Raw genomic sequence first — 21368 nt, 5'->3', positions numbered from 1 at the left:
CCGTCGTGGAGCGCTGTCCGCTCACCGGGGTGTCAGGACGCCAGGATGTCGTCGAGGCGCTTCTCGGCCTCTTCCTCGTCGATCTTCTTGGCGAGCGCGAGCTCGGAGGTGAGGATCTGGCGGGCCTTGGTCAGCATCCGCTTCTCGCCCGCCGAGAGCCCGCGGTCGCGGTCGCGGCGCCAGAGGTCGCGCACGACCTCGGCGACCTTGAGGACGTCGCCGGAGGCGAGCTTCTCGAGGTTGGCCTTGTAGCGACGGGACCAGTTGCTGGCCTCTTCGGTGTCCTTCGCCTGGAGGACCGAGATCACCTTCTTGAGCCCGTCCTCGTCGACGACGTCCCGCACGCCCACCAGGTCGACGTTCTCCGCGGGGACCTCGATCACCAGGTCTCCCTGGGTCACCTTGAGCTTGAGATACATCTTCTGCTCGCCCTTGACGGTGCGAGTCTTGATCTCCTCGATGGTCGCCGCGCCGTGGTGCGGGTAGACAACCGTCTCGCCAACCTCAAAAACCATATGGAAATACCCCTTTCAGAACTTCCATTCTAACACGGTGATAGGGTTCGCCCCGCCGCCGGGGTGCCGCTCCCGGGAGCCACCGATGCGGACGATCCGTCGGCAAACGGATAAGCTGGTCGGGACATCGTCCTGAGCTCTCGAGGAGTACGCGCCGTGAAGACCGCCGCCCGCCAGAAGCTGCAGCGCGCAGGCCTGAGTGCCGCCGCCGCGGCCGCCCTGCTCGCCACCGCCGGATGCGGGTACATCAACCCGCCGGCCACGACCACGGTCTACTCCCCCGCGGACGGGATCGTCGAGCAGGTGGGCGGCGTCAAGCTGGCCAACGTCCTCATCGTCGCGACGGGCGCCGACCAGCCGGGCCGGGTGCTCGGCACCCTCGTCAACGACGGCGACCAGGAGGTCACCGTGACCATGGAGGTCGACGGCGCGACCGCCGAGGTGCCGGTCCCCGCCAACGGCTCCGTGGAGCTGGAGGAGGCCGAGCCCGTGATCCTCGACCGCGCCGGTGCCGAGCCCGGGCTCATGGCCGAGGCCGAGTTCTCCGCCGGCGGCGAGGTCCTCGTGGAGCAGGTCCCCGTCCTGGACCACACCTACCCGCGCTACGCCGAGTACATCCCGGGCGGCGCCCCCTCGACACCGGCCAACCCGTCCAACACGCCCGCACCGGAGGGCGAGGGCGGCGGCGGCGGCCACTGACGACCGGCACGGACGGACGACGACGAGGGCCCGGAACCCGCCGCGGGGTTCCGGGCCCTTCCGCGCCCGGGACGGATCAGGGCTCGAACTTGTAGCCCAGGCCCCGCACCGTCACGAGGTGCCGCGGGGACGAGGGGTCGGGCTCGATCTTGGAGCGCAGCCGCTTGACGTGGACGTCGAGGGTCTTGGTGTCCCCCACGTAGTCGGAGCCCCACACGCGGTCGATGAGCTGTCCCCGGGTCAGCACGCGCCCGGCGTTGCGCAGGAGCATCTCCAGCAGCTCGAACTCCTTGAGCGGCATGGCCACCGGCTCCCCGTCGACGCTGACCACGTGGCGCTCGATGTCCATCCGCACGGGACCGGCCTGCACCGTCGCGGAGACGAGCTCCTCCGGTTCGCCCTGCCGGCGCAGGACCGCGCGGATCCGCGCGACCAGCTCGCGGGAGGAGTACGGCTTGGTGACGTAGTCGTCGGCGCCGAGCTCCAGGCCCACGACCTTGTCGATCTCCGCGTCCTTGGCCGTGAGCATGATGATCGGCACGGAGGAGCGCTGCCGGACCTGCCGGCACACCTCGGTGCCGGACTGCCCGGGGAGCATGAGATCCAGCAGCAGCAGGTCGGCGCCGGCCCGGTCGAACTCCGAGACGGCGTCCAGCCCGTTGTCGACGACCTGGACCTCGAACCCCTCCCTGCCCAGCAGGTAGGACAGCGGGTCGCTGAGGGAGTCCTCGTCCTCGACGATCAGGATGCGGGTCACTGCGTTTCCTCCGTGCTCCCGGCACGCGCCGCGGGGGCGGCGGGCCGTGGGGTCGATGACGCCGGGGTAGATGACGTCGGGGTAGATGACGCGGGTGTAGATGACGCGGGGGCCGACGCGGTCCGGGGCGGGTTCCCCACGGACGGGGAGTCCTGGCCACCGGTCCCCCGCGCGGCGTCCTCGACGTCGTCGGCGCCCTCGATCTGGGGGATGCTGAGCGTGAACGTGGACCCCCGGCCCGGCTGGGACCACACCGTGGCCTCCCCGCCGTGCTGGGACATGACGTGCTTGACGATGCTCAGGCCCAGCCCCGTCCCGCCGGTCCGGCGGGAGCGTGCGGTGTCCACGCGGTAGAAGCGCTCGAAGATCCGGTCCTGCTCGTCCTCGGGGATCCCCGGGCCCTGGTCGGCCACCGTGATCTGGGCCATGCCGTTGCGCTCGCGGACCCCGACGCCCACGCGCGTGTTCTCCGGGGAGTAGTGGATCGCGTTGTCGATGAGGTTGCGCAGGGCCGTGACGAGCAGGTCGTGGTCCCCGAACACGGGACGGGTGGTGCGCCCGCCCACCACGATCTCGATGCCCTTGTTCTCGGCGGGGAACCGGTTGCGGTCCACCGCGTCGGCGACCACCTGGTCGAGGTCCACGGGCCGGCCCTCCGTCACGACGTCGGCGCCCTGCAGGCGGGACAGCTCGATGATGTCGTGGACCAGGGCGGTCAGCCGGGCGGACTCCTTGTGCAGGCGCTGGGCGAAGCGGCGCACGGCGTCCTCGTCCTCCGCGGCGTCCTCGATCGCCTCGGCGAGCAGCCCGATGGCCCCGACCGGCGTCTTCAGCTCGTGGGAGACGTTGGCCACGAAGTCGTTGCGGATGGACTGCGCCCGGACGATCTCGGTCTGGTCGTCCGCGAGCAGCAGGATGTACTCCTCCGCGATGGGGGCGACCCGGACGTCGAGCACCACGGTCCCGGTCTGGAAGGGCCCCCGGGCGAGCTCGACGCGCCGCTCCTCGATCACCCCGCTGCGGCGGGCGCGGCGGATCATCGTCAGCATCTCGTCGTGGACCACGGTGTGACCCCGCACGAGCCCGAAGGCGTAGGCGGCCGGGGACGCCCGGACGACGCCGTCGACGCCGTCCACCACGACGTAGGCGCGGCCGATGACCGCGAGCACGTCCGCGGCGCCGTCCGGGAGCGTGGGCTCCTGGACGTCGGCGCGGGCCCGGCGCCCGCGGCCGCTGAGCTGGAGGGCGATCAGGCCGCTCACCCCCAGCACGAAGCCGAGCAGACCGGCGACGACGGCGATGACAGTTGGGCTCACGGATCCAGCTTAGGCTCACCGCGCCGGACCGGCCGACGCACGGGACGTCATGGTCTACGGGTTCAACGAACGTTCACCATAGGATGAGCAAAAATTCACCCCCGGCTGTGAGCGTGGCCCCGGGTGTCCCGCACCCGGTCCCTCCCGCCGTTCGATCCGCCCGGGCCGCCACCCGGTCCCGGGCCCCGGACACCGCCGCATCTCGAAAGGACGCATCCGTGCGCAAGGTTTTCCAGGCAGAACTCCACCAGGTCGGGGAGGAGCTCATCCAGATCGCGACGCTGGTCCGCGAGGCCCTCGCCCGCGCGAAGGAGGCCCTGCTCGACGTCGACATCCAGCTGGCCGAGGAGGTCATCTCCAACGACGCCCGGATCGACTTCCTCCAGAACGACCTCGACGAGCGCTCGATCGACATCCTCGCCCTGCAGAGCCCGGTGGCCTCCGACCTCCGGATGATCGTGGGCGCCCTGCGGATGAGCGCGTCGCTCGAGCGGGCCGGGGACCTGGCCCGCCACCTGGCGCAGGCCGTCCGGCTGCGCTACCCGGAGCCGGTCGTCCCCGGGCCCCTCGTGGAGACGTTCACCCGCATGTTCGAGCTCGACCTGGAGATCCTGGACCGCGTGATCCAGGTCCTGCAGACCCGGGACCTGACGCTGGCCGACGACATCTACACCCTCAAGGGCGAGATCAACACGCTCCACCAGTCCGTCTTCGACGCCCTGGCCGCCCCCAGCTGGGACTGCACGGTGACCACGGCCGTGGACGTCACCCTGTGCTCCCGCTACCTGGAGCGCATCGGCGACCACGGGGTCTCGGTCACGCGCAAGGTCTCCTACCTCGTGACGGGCGACTGGGTCCCGGCGAGCGCCGACCGCCCGACCGGGCACGGGCACGTGGGCTCCGACGGCGGGGAGTGACCCCGCGTCCGGATCCGCACGAGCGGTCCCCGGACGGAACGACGACGGGCCGGTCCCACCGCTGTGGGGCCGGCCCGTCGTCGTGGGGCGGCCGGGCTACTTCTTGCCCTGGTCGGCCACCGCCTGGATCGAGCTCGCGGCGGCCTCGGGATCGAGGTACTCGCCACCGGCCACGAGGGGGCTGAGGTCCTCGTCCAGCTCGTAGTAGAGCGGGATGCCCGTGGGGATGTTCAGGGCCGCGATGTCGTCGTCGGAGATGCCGTCGAGGTGCTTCACGAGCGCGCGCAGGGAGTTGCCGTGCGCGGCCACGATCACCGTGCGTCCCGCCTGCAGGTCCGGGACGATCTCCTGCTCCCAGTAGGGCATGAAGCGGTCCAGGACGTCCTTGAGGCATTCGGTGCGCGGGGCGCTCTCGACGTCGGCGTACCGAGGGTCCCCGGCCTGGGAGTACCGGTCGGAGTCGTCGAGCTCGGGCGGCGGGACGTCGTAGGAGCGGCGCCAGGTCATGAACTGCTCGTCGCCGTACTCCTCGCGGACCTGGGTCTTGTCCTTGCCCTGCAGCGCACCGTAGTGGCGCTCGTTGAGCCGCCAGGACCGCTTCACCGGGATCCAGTGCCGGTCGGCCCGGTCCAGGGCGAGGTGCGCGGTGGTGATCGCCCGGCGCAGCAGGGAGGTGTGCAGGACGTCCGGGGCGATCCCCTTCTCGACCAGCAGCTCGCCGCCGCGGACCGCCTCCCGGCGGCCCTGCTCGGTCAGGTCCACGTCCACCCATCCGGTGAACAGGTTCTTCTCGTTCCAGTCGGACTGCCCGTGGCGGAGCAGGACGAGCTTGTGCGGTGCTGATTCGGTAGCCATGACCTCATTCTTCCATCGGGCCGGGAGCAGGCCGCGCACGCACGGGCGCCCCGGCGGGGTCGGGTGTGCCGGACCGCGCCGGGCGGCCGCGGCGGTCTCACCAGTTGTTGGGTCCCTTGGACTCCGTGCCCACGGCCGGCCGGACGTCGGCGAGGTAGACGCCCACGGCGGTCCCGGCGATGAGCAGGACGAACAGGCTGGGCCGCAGCACCAGCAGGGTGAACGCGGTGAAGACGAGGGATCCCCCCGTGAGCGCCAGCCAGAAGCCCTTGGTCCGCTTGAAGGCCCGTTCGAACTGCACCGGGGCCTTGGTGAGGCAGTCCACGAAGGCCCACGCGGCGAGACCGGCGACGACCAGCGCCAGCGCGAGGTCGATGAGGCGCACGATTGAGAAGACCCAGGGAATATCCACGGTGCCCAGCCTACCGGTCGATCCCGGACAGGGCCCGGTCGAGGTCCTCCCACAGGTCCTCGACGTTCTCGATGCCCACCGACAGGCGCAGCAGCGTCTCGGGCACGCTGTGGGGCTCCTCGTGGTGGCGACGCCGGCGCTCGACCAGGGACTCGACGCCGCCCAGCGAGGTCGCGGGCGTCCACACCCGCAACGACTGCACGACGGCCTCCGCCGCGGCGACGTCGCCCACCGGGACGACGGCCAGGACCGACCCGAAGCCGTCCATCTGCGCGGCCGCGCGCTCGTGGCCGGGATCCCCGGGCAGCCCCGGGTAGCGGACCTGCGCCACGGCCGGGTGCTCGCGGAGCCGGCGGGCGAGCTCGCCCGCCGTGGCCATGGAGCGCTCGATCCGCAGCGCGAGCGTGCGCATGCCGCGCAGCGCCAGCCAGGCCTCGAACGGCCCGGGGACCGCCCCGTGCAGGGAGCGGTGCCCCTTGAGCCGGGCCCGCAGGCCGGCGTCGGAGGTCACGGCCGCGCCGAGGACCACGTCGGAGTGCCCGGCGAGGTACTTGGTCACGGAGTGCACGACGACGTCGGCGCCGTGATCCAGCGGGCGCTGCACGAGCGGCGTCGCGAAGGTGTTGTCCACGCACGTGAGCACCCCGCGCTCCCGGGCCGCGGCCAGCAGGGCCGGGAGGTCGGCCACCTCGAGCATGGGGTTGGTGGGGCTCTCGAGCCACAGCAGATCGGCGCCGTCGAGGGCGGCCACGACCTCCTCGGTGTCGGCGACGTCCACGGCCGTGGTCGTCAGCAGCCCCCGGGAGACGAGGTCCGCGGCCAGGGCCAGCGAGCCCTGGTAGCTGTGCCGGGGCATCACCACGCGCCCGCCCGCCGGCACCAGCGAGAGCACCGAGGCGACGGCGGCGAGACCGGAGGCGTAGAGCAGGCCGGGCCGCTCCGCGCCCTCCAGCCGGGCCAGCACGTCCTCCACGTCCTCCCACGTGGGGTTGCTGTAGCGCCCGTAGGCGCGGTCGGCCGGGTCGAGCCCCCCGGAGCCCCGGTAGGTCGAGGTCAGGACGATGGAGGGGCCCACCGGGGCGTCGTGCTCGGGGGCGGGCCGTCCCCCGGCCACCACCACCGTGTCGGGGCGGAGGGAGCCGTGGGCGGGCGGGATCTGGGAACGCGCAGTCATGGGTCCCAGGTTATCGGCCCGGCGGCCCCCCTCCGCGCGCACGGGGACGCGGGACGTCGGCCGGGGTCGATAGGCTGGGCCCGTGACTCCCCGACCGGCCCCCACCCCGCCGCCCGCCGCTCTCCGGCACCCCTCCGGGGCCTTCGTCGTGCTCGAGGGCGGGGACGGCGCGGGCAAGTCCACGCAGGCCGGCCGCCTCGTGGCGGCCCTGCGCGCGGAGGGCCACGACGTCGTGCGCACCCGGGAGCCGGGCGGCACGCCGCTGGGCGAGCGGGTGCGGGAGCTCGTGCTGGACCCCGCACACGGTCCCGTCGACCCGCGCACGGAGGCCCTGCTGTTCGCCGCGGCCCGGGCCGCCCACGTGGAGCAGCTCATCCGCCCGGCCCTGGCGGCCGGGCGGATCGTGGTGTGCGACCGGTTCGCCGACTCGTCCGCCGCCTACCAGGGCGCGGGGCGCGGTCTCGGCGTGGCCCGGGTCGCCGAGCTCAACGCGTGGGCCACCGCCGGCCTCGTCCCGGACCTCACCGTCCTGCTGGACGTCCGCGCCGCCACGGGCCGCGCCCGCCGCCTCGAGCGCGACGGGGGTGCCGGCGACCGCCTCGAGGCGGAGCCGGACGGCTTCCACGACACGACGCGCCGGGCCTTCCTCGAGCTCGCCGAGCGCGAGCCGGGCCGCTACCTGGTGCTCGACGCCGCGCGCTCCGCCGCCGAGCTCGCCGGGGAGATCGCCGCCGCCGTCCGCGCCCGTCTGGCCGTGGAGGTGGCTCCGTGAGCGTGTGGGACCAGCTGGTCGGCCAGGACGCCGTGGTGGCGCAGCTGCGGCGGGCGGCCCGGGAGGAGCGCCCCGTGCACGCCTGGCTGTTCACCGGCCCGCCGGGCTCGGGCCGCTCCAACGCGGCGCTGGCGTTCGCGGCGGCCCTGCTGTGCGAGCGGGAGGACCCTGCCGAGCGGGGCTGCGGGGACTGCCACGCGTGCCGCACGGTGCTCGCCGGCTCCCACGCCGACCTCACCCACTTCGTGACGGAGAACCCCCAGATCACCATCGAGGAGGCCCGCGAGCTCGTCGTGCGGGCCCACGACAAGCCGTCGGTGGGACGCCGTCGGGTCATGGTGATCGAGGACGCCGACCGCATGGTCGAGCGCACCTCCAACGTGATGCTCAAGGCCGTCGAGGAGCCGCCTCCCGGCACGGTCTGGCTGCTGTGCGCCCCGAGCCCCATGGACGTGCTCGTGACCATCCGCTCCCGGTGCCGCCCGGCCACGCTGAAGGTGCCCGCCGTGGCGGACGTCGCCGAGCTGCTGACCCGCCGCCACGGCGTCCCCCGGGCCCGGGCCGAGGAGAGCGCCCGGCTGGCCCAGTCCCACGTCGGCATCGCGCAGCGGCTGGCCCTGTACGACGACGCCCGCACCCGGCGGCAGGAGGTCGTGTCCATGCCGCTGAAGCTCTCCGGGGTGCCGGACGCCGTGCGCGCCGCCGACCGGCTGCACAAGATCGCCGTGGAGGAGTCCCAGGCGGACGCCGAGACCCGCAACGAGTCCGAGCGCAAGCAGCTGCTCGTGGCCCTGGGCGCCCCGGAGTCCGGCCGGGTGCCCCCGGCCGTCCGCGGCGCCCTCAACCGCCTCGAGGCCGACCAGAAGCGCCGCTCCCGGCGGATCCAGACCGACACCCTCGACCGGTTCCTGATCGACCTGACCACCTTCTACCGCGACGTGCTGACCCTGCAGCTGCGCACGGGCTCCGCCCTGGTCAACGAGCACCTGACCCAGGAGCTGCGGGACCACGCGTCCAACACGACCCCGGAGCAGACCCTGCGCCGCATCGACGTGATCAGCCGGACCCGGGACCGGATCCGCACCAATGTCAGCGCCCAGCTGGCCTTCGAGGCGATGGCCGTCTCCCTGCTCTGACTCCGACCGACTCCCCACCCCCGAGGAGCCCCCCATGATCCCTCGCGCAGCAACACCCCGGAGCCGCGCGTCCCTGCCCGCGGCCGGGGTGCTGACGGCCGCCGCCCTGGTCCTGGGCGGCTGCTCGGCGCCCGGGGACGCAACCTCCGGGGAGCCCACCTCCGGCGGCGCGAGCGGGGCGGTCGTCGCGGGTGCGCCGGAGGAGCTGCAGCGCTTCTACACGCAGACGGTGGCCTGGGAGGAGTGCACCTTCGAGGTCCCGGCGGAGGGCGCGGACGACGCCCTGCGGTGCGCGGAGGTCGAGGTCCCGCTGGACTACGACGACCCGGGCGGGGAGACCACGACCGTGGTGATGTCCCGGCTGCCCGCCGCGGGCGAGGCCCGCGGGAGCCTGCTGTTCAACCCGGGCGGCCCCGGCGTCTCGGGGGTGGACGCGATGCTCAGCGCCGAGTACATGGTCACCGACGACGTGCGGGCGGCCTACGACCTCGTGGGCTTCGACCCCCGCGGCGTGGGGCGTTCCGCGGGCATCGCGTGCCTGGACGACGAGGAGCTGGACGCGCTGCGGGCCGCCCCCGCGCCCGATCCGGCGGACCGGCCCGCAGAGGAGATCCGGGCGGAGTACGAGCGGATCGGCGCCGAGTGCGTGCGGAACGCCGGGGAGCTCGTCGCCGAGATGGGCACCGAGAGCGCCGCCCGGGACCTGGACGTGATGCGCGCCGTCCTGGGCGACGAGCGGGCCGCCTACCTCGGCTTCTCCTACGGCACCCACCTGGGGTCCGTGTACGCCGAGCTGTTCCCGGAGCGGGTGGGGCGCTTCGTCTTCGACGGCGGGGTGGACCCCACGCTCGGCTCCGGGGAGGCGACCCTCGACCAGGCCAGGGCCTTCGAGGAGAACCTGCGGCACTGGGTCCGGCACTGCCAGACCGAGATCCGCGGCTGCGTGGTCGGCGGCACCACCGTGGACGAGGCCACGGAGCGGATCCAGGAGCTGATCGCCTCCGTCGCGGACGAGGACGTGACCGCCCCGGACGGCCGGAGGGTCTCGGCCGCGAACGTGGTGGAGGGCGTGCTCGCGCCGCTCTACTCGACGCGGACCTACCCGGCGCTCGACGACGCGCTCGCCCGCGCCTTCGACGGCGACCTCTCCGCCCTGATGCGGCTCTCCGACTCGATCCACGGCCGGGACCCGGAGGGCCGGTACACGAACAACACCACCCTGGCCTTCACCGCGGTCACCTGCCTGGACCGTTCCGCCGAGGACGTCACGGACGCGCAGATGGCCGCTCTCCAGGAGGAGCTCGAGCAGGCCTCCCCGACGTTCGGCCCCTACCTCGGCTACGGCGACGCCATGTGCCAGGGGTGGCCTGTGGGCCCCGAGGAGGAGCCCCGGCCGATCGACGCGGCCGGCGCGGACCCCGTGCTGGTCGTGGGCACCACCCACGACCCCGCGACCCCGTACGCGTGGTCCGAGGCGCTCGCGGGGCAGCTGGACGCCGCGCGGCTGCTCACCTACGAGGGGTGGGGCCACACGGCCTACACCTCGGGCGACCCGTGCGTGCAGGAGGCCGTCGACGGCTATCTCCTCGAGGGTGAGCTCCCTCCCGAAGGCGCCACCTGCCCCTGAGCTCCCCCGGGGTCCGGCGCGTCCTGCGCCAGGACGGCGAGGACCGTCCGCGCGAGGGCGTCGCTCTCCCGGAAGGGTCCCGAGTTCGCCCGGGGCCGCGCGAAGGCGCCGGCGGTCCAGGACGAGGTGAACGCCCCGATCGCGAAGACCGCGCGGTGGGCCGCGCCGTCCCGGTCGACGACGCGGTAGTCGTGGTCCACGACGAGCTTGCCGGTGCTCACCGACGCCCCGTCCTCCGTCTCGAAGGTCTGCTCCATGCCCGCACCGCTCGCGTGCAGTCCCGCCAGCGCCGGATCGGCGGAGGAGACCACCGACGGCGCCGGCAGCCGGGCCTCCACGTACGCCGAGGCCTCGACCGCCGGTCCGCCGGCCCGCGAGCGGGCGCGGAAGAGCCCGGTGGCGGGGTCCGCGTCCACCTCCGTGTCCGGCCCCAGGAACCGGACCAGGCCCGCCCGGTGCAGGGCCAGCAGCTCCTGCAGCCGGTGCGCCGGCGGGCCCGAGTCCACGAAGCTGAAGAAGCCGTGCCACCACCGGCCGACCTTGCGCTGCGAGCGGTCGTCGAGCCGGTGGACGGGAACCAGCCGCCCCACCTCCATGTACACGCGCAGCAGACCGGTGAACAGGGCGAGGGTCTCGGAGTGCTCCGGCGTGGTGCGCAGGGCCAGGTCCCGCTCGACGTGGCGGACCACGGCCTCCTGGATCTGCCCGGCGTCCTCGAACACGAGCCCCTCCAGCGGGCGGTCCAGGGCCCGCAGATCCAGCACGTGGCGGGGGTCGGGAACGCTCCGGCGGAGCAGTGCCGAGAGCTCCGCGCTGCCCCACGGCGCGGCGCGGAACGCGGCGTCGAACTCCTCCCACCCGGCGGTCACCCGGCCGGGGTGGCCCAGGAACAGCTCCCGGTACCAGTGGTGGGCGGCCTCCCGGGCGATCATCGGCCAGACGTGCTCGTCGAAGTCCAGGTGCGCGTGCCGGGCGAGCAGCGCGTCCACGGCCGGGCGGGTCAGGAAGGTCAGCCGGTCGGGCGGGGGCACCCGCAGCCGCGAGGTGATCTTGGAGTGGTAGGGCACGCCGCGCCGGGAGCCCACGAACAGCCGGGGCTCCCGCCCGGACGCCGTGTAGCCCAGCGGTCCGCCGTCGGTGCGCCCGGTCCGGGGCAGGCCGTCGAGACGCTCGCCCACGGGGGCGTAGGAGCCGCCGCGGCCCTCGAAGAGCAGCGCGAGGAGGTCCACGAAGCCGAGCCCCATCCCCGTCACGAGGACGTCCTGGCCCGGCCGGATGCCGGAGTAGTCGAGGTCGTTGGTGTAGGCGGGGGACGCGTACCACCCGCCGCCGCGCCGGGCGACCGCCGCGCGGCCGAGCTGGTCGGTGGTGGGCCGGGTGTCGGTGTGCCCGAGGGAGTGGACGACCACGTCCGTGCGCAGGGCGCCCGCGCCGTCGGCCAGGACCACCTCCCAGCCGTCGTCCCGGCGGCGCAGCGCCTCGGCGCGGGCGCGGTGGTGGACGACCACGGCGGCCTCCCCCAGCCGCTCGAGGACCCGGCGCCAGAACCACTGCAGGTACACGCTCTGCAGGCGGCGGGTCGGGAACGTCTGCGCCTCGATCTCCTCGACCTGCCGGGCGAGGTCGGCGTCCGGCACGCGGGCGTCGCCGACGGTCCCCGCGGCCACGCCGCGGCACCACTCGAGCAGGGAAGGCCCCTCCCAGGCCGGGCCATCGCACTCCACGGTGGCGTCGGTGAACATCGTGACGTCCTCGGCCATGGAGTTGAGCTTGAGCAGGGGAGACTGGTCGTACCGCCAGATGCGCCCGGAGGCCGGTTCGAAGGGCTCCACGACGTGGACCCGCAGCGGCCCCACGGGGAACGCGCCGCGGTTGGCCGCGAGGCGCTCCAGCACCATGGCCGCCCGCGGCCCGCCCCCCACGAACGTGATGGTGTGCTCGGCCACGGTCGGGACCTCCTGGTACGGTTCGGGGCTCCCACGCTAACGGCTGCCGGGCGCCGCGGGGCGCCGTGCGGCGCCCCGGGACGCGGCCGGGGGTTGCGCCCACCCGGGTGCCTGGCACGAGACTGGACCGGAGCACCGCGTTCCCCAGACCCGACCGTTCCACCGACCCGGCCGTCCCCGGGTCCCGAGCGAGGAGCAGGCATGACCGCAGCGCAGCGTCAGGTGCACGTGGCCGCGCACTTCCCGGGCGTCAACAACGCGACCGTGTGGGCCGACCCGGCCAGCGGCAGCCACATCGACGCCGAGTCCTTCCTGCACATGGCACGCTCGGCGGAGCGGGGGCTGATGGACTTCTTCTTCCTGGCCGAGGGCCTGCGGCTGCGCGAGCACCGCGGGCGGATCTACGACCTCGACGTCATGGGCCGGCCGGACACGCTGACGATCCTCTCGGCCGTCGCCGCCGTCACCGAGCACCTCGGTCTGGCCGGCACCCTGAGCGCGACCTACCACGAGCCGTACGAGCTGGCCCGTCAGCTGGCGACCCTCGACCACCTCTCCGGGGGTCGCGCCGGGTGGAACTGCGTCACCACCTCGGACGCGTTCACGGGCGAGAACTTCCGGCGCGGCGGGTACCTGCTCCACGAGCGGCGCTACGACCGCGCCGTCGACTTCATCGCCACGGCACGGGAGCTGTGGGAGTCCTGGCCCGAGGACCCCGCCGACCCGGGCCCGGACGCAGGGGCCTACGAGCACGTCTCGGAGTTCTTCGACCTGCGGGGCCGGTTCTCCGTGCCCCGCAGCCCCCAGGTCCACCCCGTGGTCTTCCAGGCCGGGGACTCGGACGCCGGCCGGGAGTTCGCGGCCGGCTCCGCGGACGTGGTCTTCACCCGGCACGCGGACCTGGCGATCGGCCAGGAGTTCTACCGGGACGTCAAGGGCCGCCTGGCCGGCTACGGGCGTGCCCAGGACGAGCTGAAGATCTACCCCGGGGTCTCCTTCGTGCTGGGCGACACGGACGACGACGCCCGCGAGCGCGCCCGGGCCGTGGCCCTGCAGCAGAACTCCGACGCAACGGTCCTGGCGTTCCTGGAGCGGGTCTGGAACACCGACCTCTCCGGCTACGACCCCGACGGACCGCTGCCGGCGATCGACCCCGTGGAGGGCAGGCCCGCCGTCTCCCAGGGGCGCGTGGACCACTTCCAGGGCGCCAAGCGGCGCGCCGACCGGTGGCGGGCCCTCGCCGAGGCGGAGGGGCTGTCCATCCGGGAGCTCGTGATCCGGGTCAGCGCCGACCACTCCTTCGTCGGCAGCCCCGCGTCCGTGGCGGAGCAGATGTCCACCTACGTCCAGGAGCGGGCGGCGGACGGCTTCATCCTGGTCCCCCACCTGACCCCGGGCGGCATCGACGAGTTCGTGGACCGGGTGGTGCCCGAGCTGCAGGAGCGCGGCGTCTACCGCACCGCGTGGGAGGGCGCCACGCTGCGGGAGAACCTGGGCCTGCCCGCCCACCGCCCGGCGGCGGCGTGGGCGGCGGCCCGGACGGCCCGCAGCGCCCACGGGGTCCTCGCATGAGGCCCGCGACCTCGTTCCTGACCGCCGTGGCCCTGGACCCGGTGCCCGCAGACCGCGGCCTGCCCCCCGGCGAGCTGCTGTCCGGGCGGGCGCAGCGGGCGCTCGCCCGCGCCGCCGAGGACGCCGGCGCGGACCTCGTGACCCTCGGGGACGCCCTGGACACCGCCGGGCTGCCCGGGGTGCTCGCCGCCCGGCTCTCGGCCCTGGAGCTGTGCGCGTGGCTGGCCCCGCAGACGCACCGGGTGGGGCTGGTGCCCACCGTCACCACGACGCACACGGAACCGTTCCTGCTGGGCGCGGCCACGGCGACCCTCGACCACGCCTCGCTGGGCCGGGCCGGCGTCCTGGTGACCCCCTCGCTCGGGCCGGGCGAGGCCGCGAACGTCGGGCGCCGCCCGGACCCCGGGCCCGCGCAGGCCTGGCGGGAGACCGGCGAGGTCGCCGACGTGCTGCGCCGGCTGTGGGACTCGTGGGAGGACGACGCCGAGATCCGGGACGCCGCGACCGGCCGATTCGTGGACCGCGAGAAGCTGCACTACGTCGACTTCGCGGGCACCGACAGCGCGGGGACACCGTTCACCGTCAAGGGCCCCTCGATCGTGCCCCGGCCGCCGCAGGGCCGTCCGCCCGTCCTGGTGCGCCGGGAGCCGGAGACCGGGCTGGAGGTCCTCCGGCCGGCCGTGGAGCAGGCGGACGTCGTCCTCGTCCCCGCGGCCTCGGCCGTCGAGGACGCCGCGACGCTGCGGGCGTGGCGCCCCGGCGTCGTCGTGCTCGCGGCCCACGACCCCGGGGACGTGCCGGACCCGGCGTCGCTGACCGGGCTGGTGGCCGCCGGCGTGCACGGCGTGCACGTCACGCCCGGGCTGACCGGGCACGGGGACGCGCCCGCCCGGCTGCGGGCCGCCGTGGCCGCAGCGGGCCTCGACGGCCCGCGGGGCGGGACCCTGCGGGAGCGGCTCGGCCTGCCCCGCGCCGTCAACCGGTACGCGCGGGGCTGAGGGGCGAGGCCCCGACCAGGTCGGGGACGTCCCGGACCGAGTCGACCACCACGTGGGCGCCGGCCCTCCGCAGCGCCGCGGCGTCGTGCGCCCCGGTGCGCACCCCCACCACGGCGGTCGAGCCGGCGCGCAGGCCCGCCTGCACGTCCGCCACGGTGTCGCCGACGACCAGGACCCGGCGGACGTCCCCGACGTCCAGGGCGAGCACGGCGGTGAGGACCATGTCCGGCCAGGGCCGTGCCCGCCCGGCGTCCGAGGGGCACAGGCTGAGGTCGGCCAGCCCCATCCAGTCCAGCCGCTCGAGGATCGTGTTCAGGGTGTGCCGGTTGTAGCCGGTGGCCAGGCACACCTGCAGACCCGCCCGGCGCAGCCGCCCGACCGCCTCCTCGGCGCCCTCGACCGGCCGCACCCCCTCCTCCGCGACCAGCGCGTCCAGGTGCCGTTCGAAGTCCCGGACGGCCCGCCGGGCGCGGGCGGGCTCCGCCGCGAAGTGGTTCTCCAGGACGGCCGTGCGCGAGTGGCCGGGCGTGTCCCGCAGCGCGTCCAGCAGGCGCCGGAACCGCTCGCCGCCGGGCTCCACGCCGAGACCCGCCAGCGTCGCCCCGAAGGCCCGCTCCATGATCCCGTTGTCGTGGAACACGGTCCCGGACATGTCCAGGAACGCCAGCTCGAGGTCCCGGCCGATGCGTCCGTCGGGTGCGCCCATGGGGCTCCTTCCGTCCCGGGGCGCCACGGCGGCACCCCCTCGTCGTTCCCGTCCATGGTGCGGAGCCTCACGCGCGGCCGGAAGGCGCGCCGGACGACGTCGCGGTGAACACCCCGGGAACTTCCGTGCCGGGCCCGGCCGGGCCCGGCGATTGGGGACGCCGCGGCGCTCTCTGCTACAGTTTCACCTGCACTCGGCCCGTCCCGGACGGCGCCGTGCAGGCCTCCTTAGCTCAGTCGGTAGAGCGTTTCACTCGTAATGAAAAGGTCGTCGGTTCGATTCCGACAGGAGGCTCCGAAGTGAGGGACCCCCGCGGCCGCGCCGCGGGGGTCCTGTCGTCGCCGGAACGCGGTCGCGGGCCCGGCCTCCGCGCTACCGTTCGCCGGGCGGGACGCCCCCCTGGAGCCGTCCGCCGACGGCGGGGACAGGTCGCCCCGACCCCTCCGGGCCGGCCACCGGCAGCTCGACCGTGAAGACCGTCCCCTCCCCCGGCGTGGACACGCAGCGGATGCGCCCGCCGTGGCCCTCCACGATCTCCCGGGCCACCGCCAGCCCGAGGCCCAGCCCGGGCACCGCGCTCATCCGGGCGCTGCGGCTGCGGAAGAAGCGCCCGAACACCGCCTCGGCGTCCTCCGGGCTCATCCCCGTCCCCCGGTCGGCCACCTCCACGCGCGCGACGTCCCCGTGCCGCGCCGCCCGCACCGTCACGAGCCCACCGCCCGGCGAGTACTTGACCGCGTTGGAGACCAGGTTGTCGACCACCTGTCCGATGCGCAGCGGGTCGCACACCGCCCGCAGGCGCACGGGTGCCTCCAGGCGCAGCCGGAGGGACGACTCCGCCGCGGACAGCTCCGCGGCGGCGAGGGACTGCCGGAGCACCTCCACGAGGTCGCACGCCACCGGCTCGAGCTGCAGCACGGTCCCGGCCGTCCCGAGCAGGTCCTCCACGAGCAGCAGCAGCTGGTCGGCGTTGCGCTCGACGACCTCCAGCCCCGCGCGGACGTGGGCGGGGAGCTCCTCCTCCATGGTCAGCAGCTCGGTGTAGCCGCGGATCGAGGTCAGGGGCGTGCGCAGCTCGTGGGAGATCCCGGCCAGGAAGTCCTCCTTCGCCTTGAGCGCCGCCACGAGGTCCGTGACGTCGTGGAAGGACAGCACGCACCCCTCGTGCCGGCCCTCCTGGTCGCGCATCACCCGCGCGGAGACGGAGTAGACGCGCTGCCCGGGCGGGGTCCCCACGCGCAGGAGCTCACCGGAGAAGGACTCGCCCCGGACCGCACGGGCCGCCGGCCGGTCCCCCGCCGGGACCGGCGTCGTGCCGTCCTCGGCGAAGATCAGCAGCTCCGCCTCCGCGGCGTCGTCGCGGCCGGGCGGGACGGCCACGGAGTGCATCTCCCGCTGCCGCCGGTTGCCCAGCACGTCGTGCCCCGCGGCGTCGATCGCCAGCACGCCCACGTCCACGGTCCCCAGGACGGTGTCGAGCAGCCGTTCCCGCCGGGCGCTCTGCTCCAGCAGCCACCGAAGCTCGGCGTCCTTGGCCGTCAGCTCCGCCCTCTGCCGCTCCAGGCTGCGGTCGAGGACCTGCACCGTCAGCCCGATCCCCAGCATCATGAACGGGATGAGCAGCGGGCCGGTCACGGTGTCGACGTCCACCACCGCGCCGGGGGCCAGGAGCGGGACCCAGACCATGGCCAGGGTCAGGAGCGCCCCGAGCGGCACGGCGAGCCGGGGAATCTGCCCGGAGGCCGCCAGCCAGATGACGGGGAACACCGCCAGCAGGCCCACCCCGACCAGCGTGGACTCGATCCCCTCCCGCAGCAGCGTGATGGGGACGAAGTCCAGGACGGGCAGCGCCAGGAACGACGGGTACGGCAGCCGGTCCCAGGGCACGGCGATGCTCGCCACGGTCAGGACCGCCGTCAGGGCCATCGAGAGCCGGAACGCGGGGTCGGACAGGTCGTGGGCGTGCAGGGTGACGATGAACAGGAAGAGGAACAGCATGGTCGCGCTCAGCGGCAGGTGGCTCAGGGCCACGCGCCGGCGCAGCGACAGTTCGTGGAAGACCACGGACCGGAAGGTGAGGAGGCTGAGCACTCGGTCCACGGCGGTCTCCTCCGACGGCGGGGCGTCATCCCCGGGGGTCGGGATGACAACTGCCCAGATTAGCGGCTTAATGGGGCCATGACCCCCTCCCCCCAGGGCCGTCGGGCCGTCGTCATCGAGGACCACGACGACATCCGCCTGCTGCTCGCCCGCACGATCGCCATGCGGGGCTTCGCCGTGACGACCGCGGCCACGGGCCGGGAGGGCCTCGACGCGGTGCGCCGGGAGGGCGCGGACCTGATCACCCTGGACCTGAACCTGCCGGACGTGGACGGCATGGAGGTCTGCCGGCTGGTCCGCGAGTTCTCCGACGCCTATCTGCTCATGGTCACGGCCCGGCCGAGCGAGGCCGACCGGCTGAGCGGGCTCGGGCACGGGGCGGACGACTACATCAGCAAGCCGTTCAGCCCCCGGGAGCTGCAGGCACGGATCGAGGCGATGTTCCGCCGCCCCCGGGGTCTCGCCGAGCAGGCGGACGCCGAGGAGCTGCGCCGCGCCGCCGAGGTGCAGCGCAGCCTCCTGCCCACCCGTTCCCCGGACGTACCCGGCTACGACGTGGCCGGGCTGTGCCGCCCGTCCCGCAGCGTGGGCGGCGACTTCTTCGACTGGCACCCCGCCGGGGCCGCGCTGCAGCTGACCCTGGCCGACGCCATGGGCAAGGGCATGGGTGCCGCCCTCATCGCCGCGACCGTGCGCGCGGTGCTGCGCGCGACGTCCGTGGGCCGGCCCCTGGACATCGCCTTCACCGACGCGGCACGGGACCTCGAGGCGGACCTGGAGCCGTCGGACTCCTTCGTCACGGCCCTCACGGCGCGGCTGCACCCGCCCTCCGGGGCCGTGGACTACGTCGACGCCGGCCACGGCCTGGGGCTGCACGTCCGCGGGGACGCCGTCGACCGGCTCCCCGCGGGTGGACCTCCCGTCGGCGCCGTGCCGGGCGCGCGGTGGACGACGGGCCGGATCGTGCTGGCGCCGGGCGAGGCGCTCGTCGTCGTCAGCGACGGCCTGCTCGAGGCCTACGACGACGTCGGGCCGGCGGTCCGGGCCGTCGGCGAGGTGCTCGGCCGCACCGCGACGGCGCGGGAGGCCTGCGCCGCCGTGCTCGACCTGGCCGGCGGCGGGTCGCCGGCCGACGACATGACCGTCGTCGTCCTCCGGCGAGCCCTCCCCGACCCGCAGCCCCTGCCATGAGGGGCCTCCTCGTCCGGTCGCTGGCGGTGCTCACCGTGCTGCTGGGCGCCCACTACCTGACGTGGCGCTGGCTGGAGTCGGTGCACTGGGCGGCGTGGTGGATCGCCGTGCCCCTGGTGCTCGCCGAGACCTGGCTCGTGGTCGACGCGGCGTTCTTCGGCCTCGTGGTGTCACGGCGCGGGCGGCGGAGCGAGCCCGGTCCGCCGCCTCCCGGCGCCACGGCGGACGTCGTCGTGACGACCGGGGACGCGCCGCCCGACGTCGTCCGGCGCACCGCCGTGGCGGCCCGTGCGGTCCGGGGCGCGCACCGCACGTGGCTGGCCGACGACCAGGAGCGCCCCGACCTGGGGCCGCTCGTCGCCGAGCAGGACCTGGGCCTCCTGCCGCCCGCCGGTCAGGGCGCGGTGGCGGACACGGCTCCTGCGCCGCGGGGCGAGTTCCTGCTCCTGCTCGAGGCGGGCCAGATCCCGGAACCGGGAGTCCTCGACCGGACCCTCGGGTGGTTCCGGGACCCCGTCGTCGACTTCGTCCAGCTCTCCCGGGACACCGCCGGAGACCCCCCGGGTTCCTGCGGCCGGGCGCTGCGCGGCGACGCCCCGGAGGCCGTGCTCCGCGGCCGGGACGGCTGGGGCGGCGCACTGTTCGACGGCGCCCCCGCCGTGCTGCGCCGTGCGGCACTCGAACGGGCCGGTGGGCCCGGCCGCCACCGCACGCTCGAGCGCGAGCTCAGGCGCTCCCTCGCGCGCACCCGCTCCGCCCTCCGGCGGGCGCGGAGGTGCCCCCAGGCCACGGACCACCTCGTGTCGGGGATGCTCGACGACGTCGAGGCCGCGGTCCGGTGGACCCGGGCCGAGCTGCGCAACGGTGCCGCCGCGGCCGGTCTGGTCCCCCGCCTGCAGCAGGAGGTCGACGCCGCGGCGCGGCGCACGGTCACCCAGGACTTCGCCCAGATCCAGGCGGACCTCGCCGCCATCGCCGCCCTCGAGCTGCCCTCGGAGGCCGGCATGGTCTGGCCCGAGGAGCTCGCCTCCGCCGTGGACCGGATGTCCCGCCGGGACCTGTCCCCCCTGGCCGCCGTCGAGCCCGTCCGGCAGGTGCTCGAGGCCGTGGCCCTGCCCGGGCCGCCGTCCGGGCGGGTGACGGCGGAGGCGCTCTCCGCCGAGGCCGGCGTGCTGACCTCGGTGCGACTGCAGCGGCAGGGCCGGCGCGGCGTCCACCACGACGAGCTCCTCGTCCACGGTCCGGCCCGGGGGAACCTCGGGTGCCTGCTCGCGGGGTGCCGGACCGAACGGACCGTGCGAGCGCTGCTCGAGGAGAACCCGCTGCGCGGGCGGGGCCTGCGTCCCGGGCAGCGGCTCGTGCACCTGGCCCAGCTGTGGGGCTGCTTCGGCGGCTTCGCCGCGGCGGTGTGGTTCGCCGTCCCGGCCGCGCACCTGGTCCTGGGCGTGCTGCCGGTCACCGAGCTGAGCCGGGACCTCGTGCTGCGGCTCGTCCCCTTCCTGGTGGCGCAGCAGCTGCTGCTCGCCCTGGGCGGCGGCGACTCCGCCTGGCGGGCGCAGGCCTGCCGCCTGGCGCTGTTCCCCGACCGCGTCCGGGCCTGTGCGGCGGCGCTGCGCAGGGCTCCGGGCGGGGCGCGGCAGCGCGCCGGGCACCGGCTGCGCCCCCAGCTCGTGCTGGTGGTCCTGCTGATCGCGGCCCTCGCCGCGGGCGCCGCCCGGCTCGTGGCCGGCACCGCGGAACCGTGGACCACGGCGGTCGCCGCGGCCTGGACCGGTGTGAACCTCCTGGCGCTCGGCGCCCTGGTCAGGACCGCAGGACACCAGCGCCTCCGGGCGCGCGAGAGGACCGGCGATGCAGTTCACGGTTGAGCACAGGCCCACGTACGCCCACATCACGGGCACCGGGCGCCTGAACATGGTCGGGGCCCCGAAGCTGCGGGAGGTGGTGGAGGAGGTCGTGGGCGGCGGGAGCACCCGCGTGGTGGTGGACCTCTCCGGCACCGTCTTCATGGACTCCTCCGGCCTCGGCGCCCTCATCGGCTGCCTGAAGCTCGCCCGGCAGGCCGGCGGGGACCTCCGGATCGCCAATGTCCGGCCCCAGGTGCGGATGGTCCTGGAGCTGACCAGCATGATCCGCGTGCTGACGCCGTACGACAGCGCCGACGCCGCCTTCGGCGATGCCTGAGCCCCAGCTCCGGCGCTTCCGTCGCGGCCCCGCCACGGCCGGGACCGTGGACGCGCTGCACGCGGACCTCGACGCGCTGTGGGAGGAGGCGCCGTGGGTGGCAGAGGCCGATCGGATGGCATTCACCCTCGCGGTCGTCGAGACCGCCGGCAACGTCGTGCGCCACGCGGTGCCGGCCGCCGGGGACGCGGTCGAGCTCGCGGTGGACCTCGCGGTGGCCCCGCGCCGGCTCCGGGCCAGGATACGGGAGATCGGTGCCGCCCCGGCCAGCGTGGAGCTCGGGGCGCCCATGGTCCAGGAGGACCTCGAGTCGGGCCGCGGCCTCGCGATGGTGCGCGCACTCGTCGGCGGCGTGGGCCTCGAGCGGGACGGCGACTCGAACGTGTGGACGCTCAGCCGGGAGTGCGGCCGCTGACGGCCCGGCCGGGCGGCGGTCCCGGACCGCCGCCCGCGCCACCCCCGACGGGGCGCGGACCGGGACCGGCCCCGGC

20 protein-coding genes and 1 tRNA gene are annotated in these 21368 nt (G+C 74.9%); 12 read left to right on the top strand and 9 right to left on the bottom strand.

All coding sequences use genetic code 11. The features are described 5' to 3' along the window. Positions 1 to 32: 32 nt before the first annotated feature. Positions 33 to 515 carry a CarD family transcriptional regulator gene (locus ACH9EU_RS16815; RefSeq protein WP_396415052.1) on the bottom strand — a complete coding sequence of 161 codons (483 nt, stop codon included), beginning with the start codon at positions 513 to 515 and terminating at the stop codon, positions 33 to 35. 156 nt (positions 516 to 671) lie between these two features. Here ACH9EU_RS16815 and ACH9EU_RS16810 point away from each other — a divergent pair, with 156 nt between their 5' ends. Then, a complete protein-coding gene (locus tag ACH9EU_RS16810; protein ID WP_396415051.1) occupies positions 672 to 1214 on the top strand; it encodes a hypothetical protein in 543 nt (180 codons plus the stop codon). A 76-nt stretch (positions 1215 to 1290) separates the two neighbouring features. Here the strand turns inward: ACH9EU_RS16810 and ACH9EU_RS16805 are convergent, their stop codons facing one another. Both ACH9EU_RS16805 and ACH9EU_RS16800 read right to left on the bottom strand, forming a co-directional pair. Next, on the bottom strand, positions 1291 to 1971 hold the full coding sequence (locus ACH9EU_RS16805; RefSeq protein WP_396415050.1) for a winged helix-turn-helix domain-containing protein: 681 nt from the start codon (positions 1969 to 1971) through the stop codon (positions 1291 to 1293). Then, positions 1968 to 3287: an ATP-binding protein gene (locus tag ACH9EU_RS16800; RefSeq protein WP_396415049.1), complete on the bottom strand. Its 1320-nt coding sequence runs from the start codon at positions 3285 to 3287 to the stop codon at positions 1968 to 1970. The genes ACH9EU_RS16805 and ACH9EU_RS16800 overlap by 4 nt, the downstream gene beginning before the upstream one ends. Positions 3288 to 3505: 218 nt before the next feature. Here ACH9EU_RS16800 and phoU point away from each other — a divergent pair, with 218 nt between their 5' ends. After that, positions 3506 to 4204: a phosphate signaling complex protein PhoU gene (gene phoU, locus ACH9EU_RS16795; RefSeq protein WP_396415048.1), complete on the top strand. Its 699-nt coding sequence runs from the start codon at positions 3506 to 3508 to the stop codon at positions 4202 to 4204. Positions 4205 to 4300: 96 nt separating this feature from the next. On the opposite strand, the gene ACH9EU_RS16790 is transcribed toward phoU, so the two are convergent. The 3 genes from ACH9EU_RS16790 to ACH9EU_RS16780 all read right to left on the bottom strand — a co-directional run bounded on the left by ACH9EU_RS16790 (position 4301) and on the right by ACH9EU_RS16780 (position 6645). Next, positions 4301 to 5059 (bottom strand): phosphoglyceromutase, encoded by a 759-nt coding sequence (locus tag ACH9EU_RS16790; RefSeq protein WP_396415047.1) that lies wholly within the window; start codon positions 5057 to 5059, stop codon positions 4301 to 4303. 97 nt (positions 5060 to 5156) lie between these two features. Beyond that, a complete protein-coding gene (locus ACH9EU_RS16785; RefSeq protein ID WP_396415046.1) occupies positions 5157 to 5471 on the bottom strand; it encodes a DUF2516 family protein in 315 nt (104 codons plus the stop codon). Between the two features lie 10 nt (positions 5472 to 5481). Then, a complete protein-coding gene (locus tag ACH9EU_RS16780; protein ID WP_396415045.1) occupies positions 5482 to 6645 on the bottom strand; it encodes a PLP-dependent transferase in 1164 nt (387 codons plus the stop codon). 82 nt (positions 6646 to 6727) lie between these two features. On the opposite strand from ACH9EU_RS16780, the gene tmk reads away from it, so the two are divergent. Genes tmk through ACH9EU_RS16765 form a run of 3 tightly spaced genes read left to right on the top strand, consistent with a single transcriptional unit; the run spans position 6728 to position 10180 of the window. Beyond that, positions 6728 to 7417, top strand: coding sequence for a dTMP kinase (gene tmk / locus ACH9EU_RS16775; RefSeq protein ID WP_396415044.1), 690 nt, complete (start codon positions 6728 to 6730; stop codon positions 7415 to 7417). Then, entirely contained in the window at positions 7414 to 8553 is a 1140-nt protein-coding gene (locus tag ACH9EU_RS16770) for a DNA polymerase III subunit delta' (RefSeq protein WP_396415043.1), read from the top strand. Before tmk ends, ACH9EU_RS16770 begins: the two co-directional genes overlap by 4 nt. Before the next feature lie 34 nt (positions 8554 to 8587). Then, positions 8588 to 10180, top strand: a complete 1593-nt coding sequence (locus tag ACH9EU_RS16765) for an alpha/beta fold hydrolase (protein WP_396415042.1) — start codon at positions 8588 to 8590, stop codon at positions 10178 to 10180. Here ACH9EU_RS16765 and ACH9EU_RS16760 read toward each other — a convergent pair. Next, positions 10132 to 12126, bottom strand: coding sequence for an FAD/NAD(P)-binding protein (locus tag ACH9EU_RS16760; protein WP_396415041.1), 1995 nt, complete (start codon positions 12124 to 12126; stop codon positions 10132 to 10134). The two genes, ACH9EU_RS16765 and ACH9EU_RS16760, sit on opposite strands and share 49 nt — an antisense overlap. A 201-nt stretch (positions 12127 to 12327) precedes the next feature. Here ACH9EU_RS16760 and ACH9EU_RS16755 point away from each other — a divergent pair, with 201 nt between their 5' ends. Beyond that, positions 12328 to 13698, top strand: coding sequence for an NtaA/DmoA family FMN-dependent monooxygenase (locus ACH9EU_RS16755; RefSeq protein ID WP_396415040.1), 1371 nt, complete (start codon positions 12328 to 12330; stop codon positions 13696 to 13698). Beyond that, a complete protein-coding gene (locus ACH9EU_RS16750; RefSeq protein ID WP_396415039.1) occupies positions 13695 to 14696 on the top strand; it encodes an LLM class flavin-dependent oxidoreductase in 1002 nt (333 codons plus the stop codon). Before ACH9EU_RS16755 ends, ACH9EU_RS16750 begins: the two co-directional genes overlap by 4 nt. On the opposite strand, the gene ACH9EU_RS16745 is transcribed toward ACH9EU_RS16750, so the two are convergent. Then, positions 14674 to 15402, bottom strand: coding sequence for an HAD-IA family hydrolase (locus ACH9EU_RS16745; RefSeq protein ID WP_396415038.1), 729 nt, complete (start codon positions 15400 to 15402; stop codon positions 14674 to 14676). The two genes, ACH9EU_RS16750 and ACH9EU_RS16745, sit on opposite strands and share 23 nt — an antisense overlap. A gap of 221 nt (positions 15403 to 15623) precedes the next feature. On the opposite strand from ACH9EU_RS16745, the gene ACH9EU_RS16740 reads away from it, so the two are divergent. Then, positions 15624 to 15696, top strand: a tRNA-Thr gene (locus tag ACH9EU_RS16740). Between the two features lie 78 nt (positions 15697 to 15774). Here the strand turns inward: ACH9EU_RS16740 and ACH9EU_RS16735 are convergent. After that, entirely contained in the window at positions 15775 to 17502 is a 1728-nt protein-coding gene (locus ACH9EU_RS16735; protein WP_396415037.1) for an ATP-binding protein, read from the bottom strand. A 78-nt stretch (positions 17503 to 17580) separates the two neighbouring features. Here ACH9EU_RS16735 and ACH9EU_RS16730 point away from each other — a divergent pair, with 78 nt between their 5' ends. From ACH9EU_RS16730 to ACH9EU_RS16715, 4 genes are read left to right on the top strand one after another with little or no spacing between them, the layout of a single operon-like run. Then, positions 17581 to 18693, top strand: coding sequence for a SpoIIE family protein phosphatase (locus ACH9EU_RS16730; protein ID WP_396415036.1), 1113 nt, complete (start codon positions 17581 to 17583; stop codon positions 18691 to 18693). After that, on the top strand, positions 18690 to 20561 hold the full coding sequence (locus ACH9EU_RS16725; protein WP_396415035.1) for a cellulose synthase: 1872 nt from the start codon (positions 18690 to 18692) through the stop codon (positions 20559 to 20561). The genes ACH9EU_RS16730 and ACH9EU_RS16725 overlap by 4 nt, the downstream gene beginning before the upstream one ends. Further along, entirely contained in the window at positions 20545 to 20877 is a 333-nt protein-coding gene (locus ACH9EU_RS16720; protein WP_396415034.1) for an anti-sigma factor antagonist, read from the top strand. The genes ACH9EU_RS16725 and ACH9EU_RS16720 overlap by 17 nt, the downstream gene beginning before the upstream one ends. Beyond that, positions 20870 to 21292: an ATP-binding protein gene (locus tag ACH9EU_RS16715; protein ID WP_396415033.1), complete on the top strand. Its 423-nt coding sequence runs from the start codon at positions 20870 to 20872 to the stop codon at positions 21290 to 21292. The genes ACH9EU_RS16720 and ACH9EU_RS16715 overlap by 8 nt, the downstream gene beginning before the upstream one ends. Positions 21293 to 21368 lie beyond the last annotated feature (76 nt).

Origin of the sequence: Kocuria rhizosphaerae (genome assembly GCF_044462265.1) — a bacterium.
Classification (GTDB): domain Bacteria; phylum Actinomycetota; class Actinomycetes; order Actinomycetales; family Micrococcaceae; genus Kocuria; species Kocuria rhizosphaerae.
Note: the sequence above shows the minus strand (reverse complement) of the source record. Positions and strands in the feature narration are given on the sequence as shown.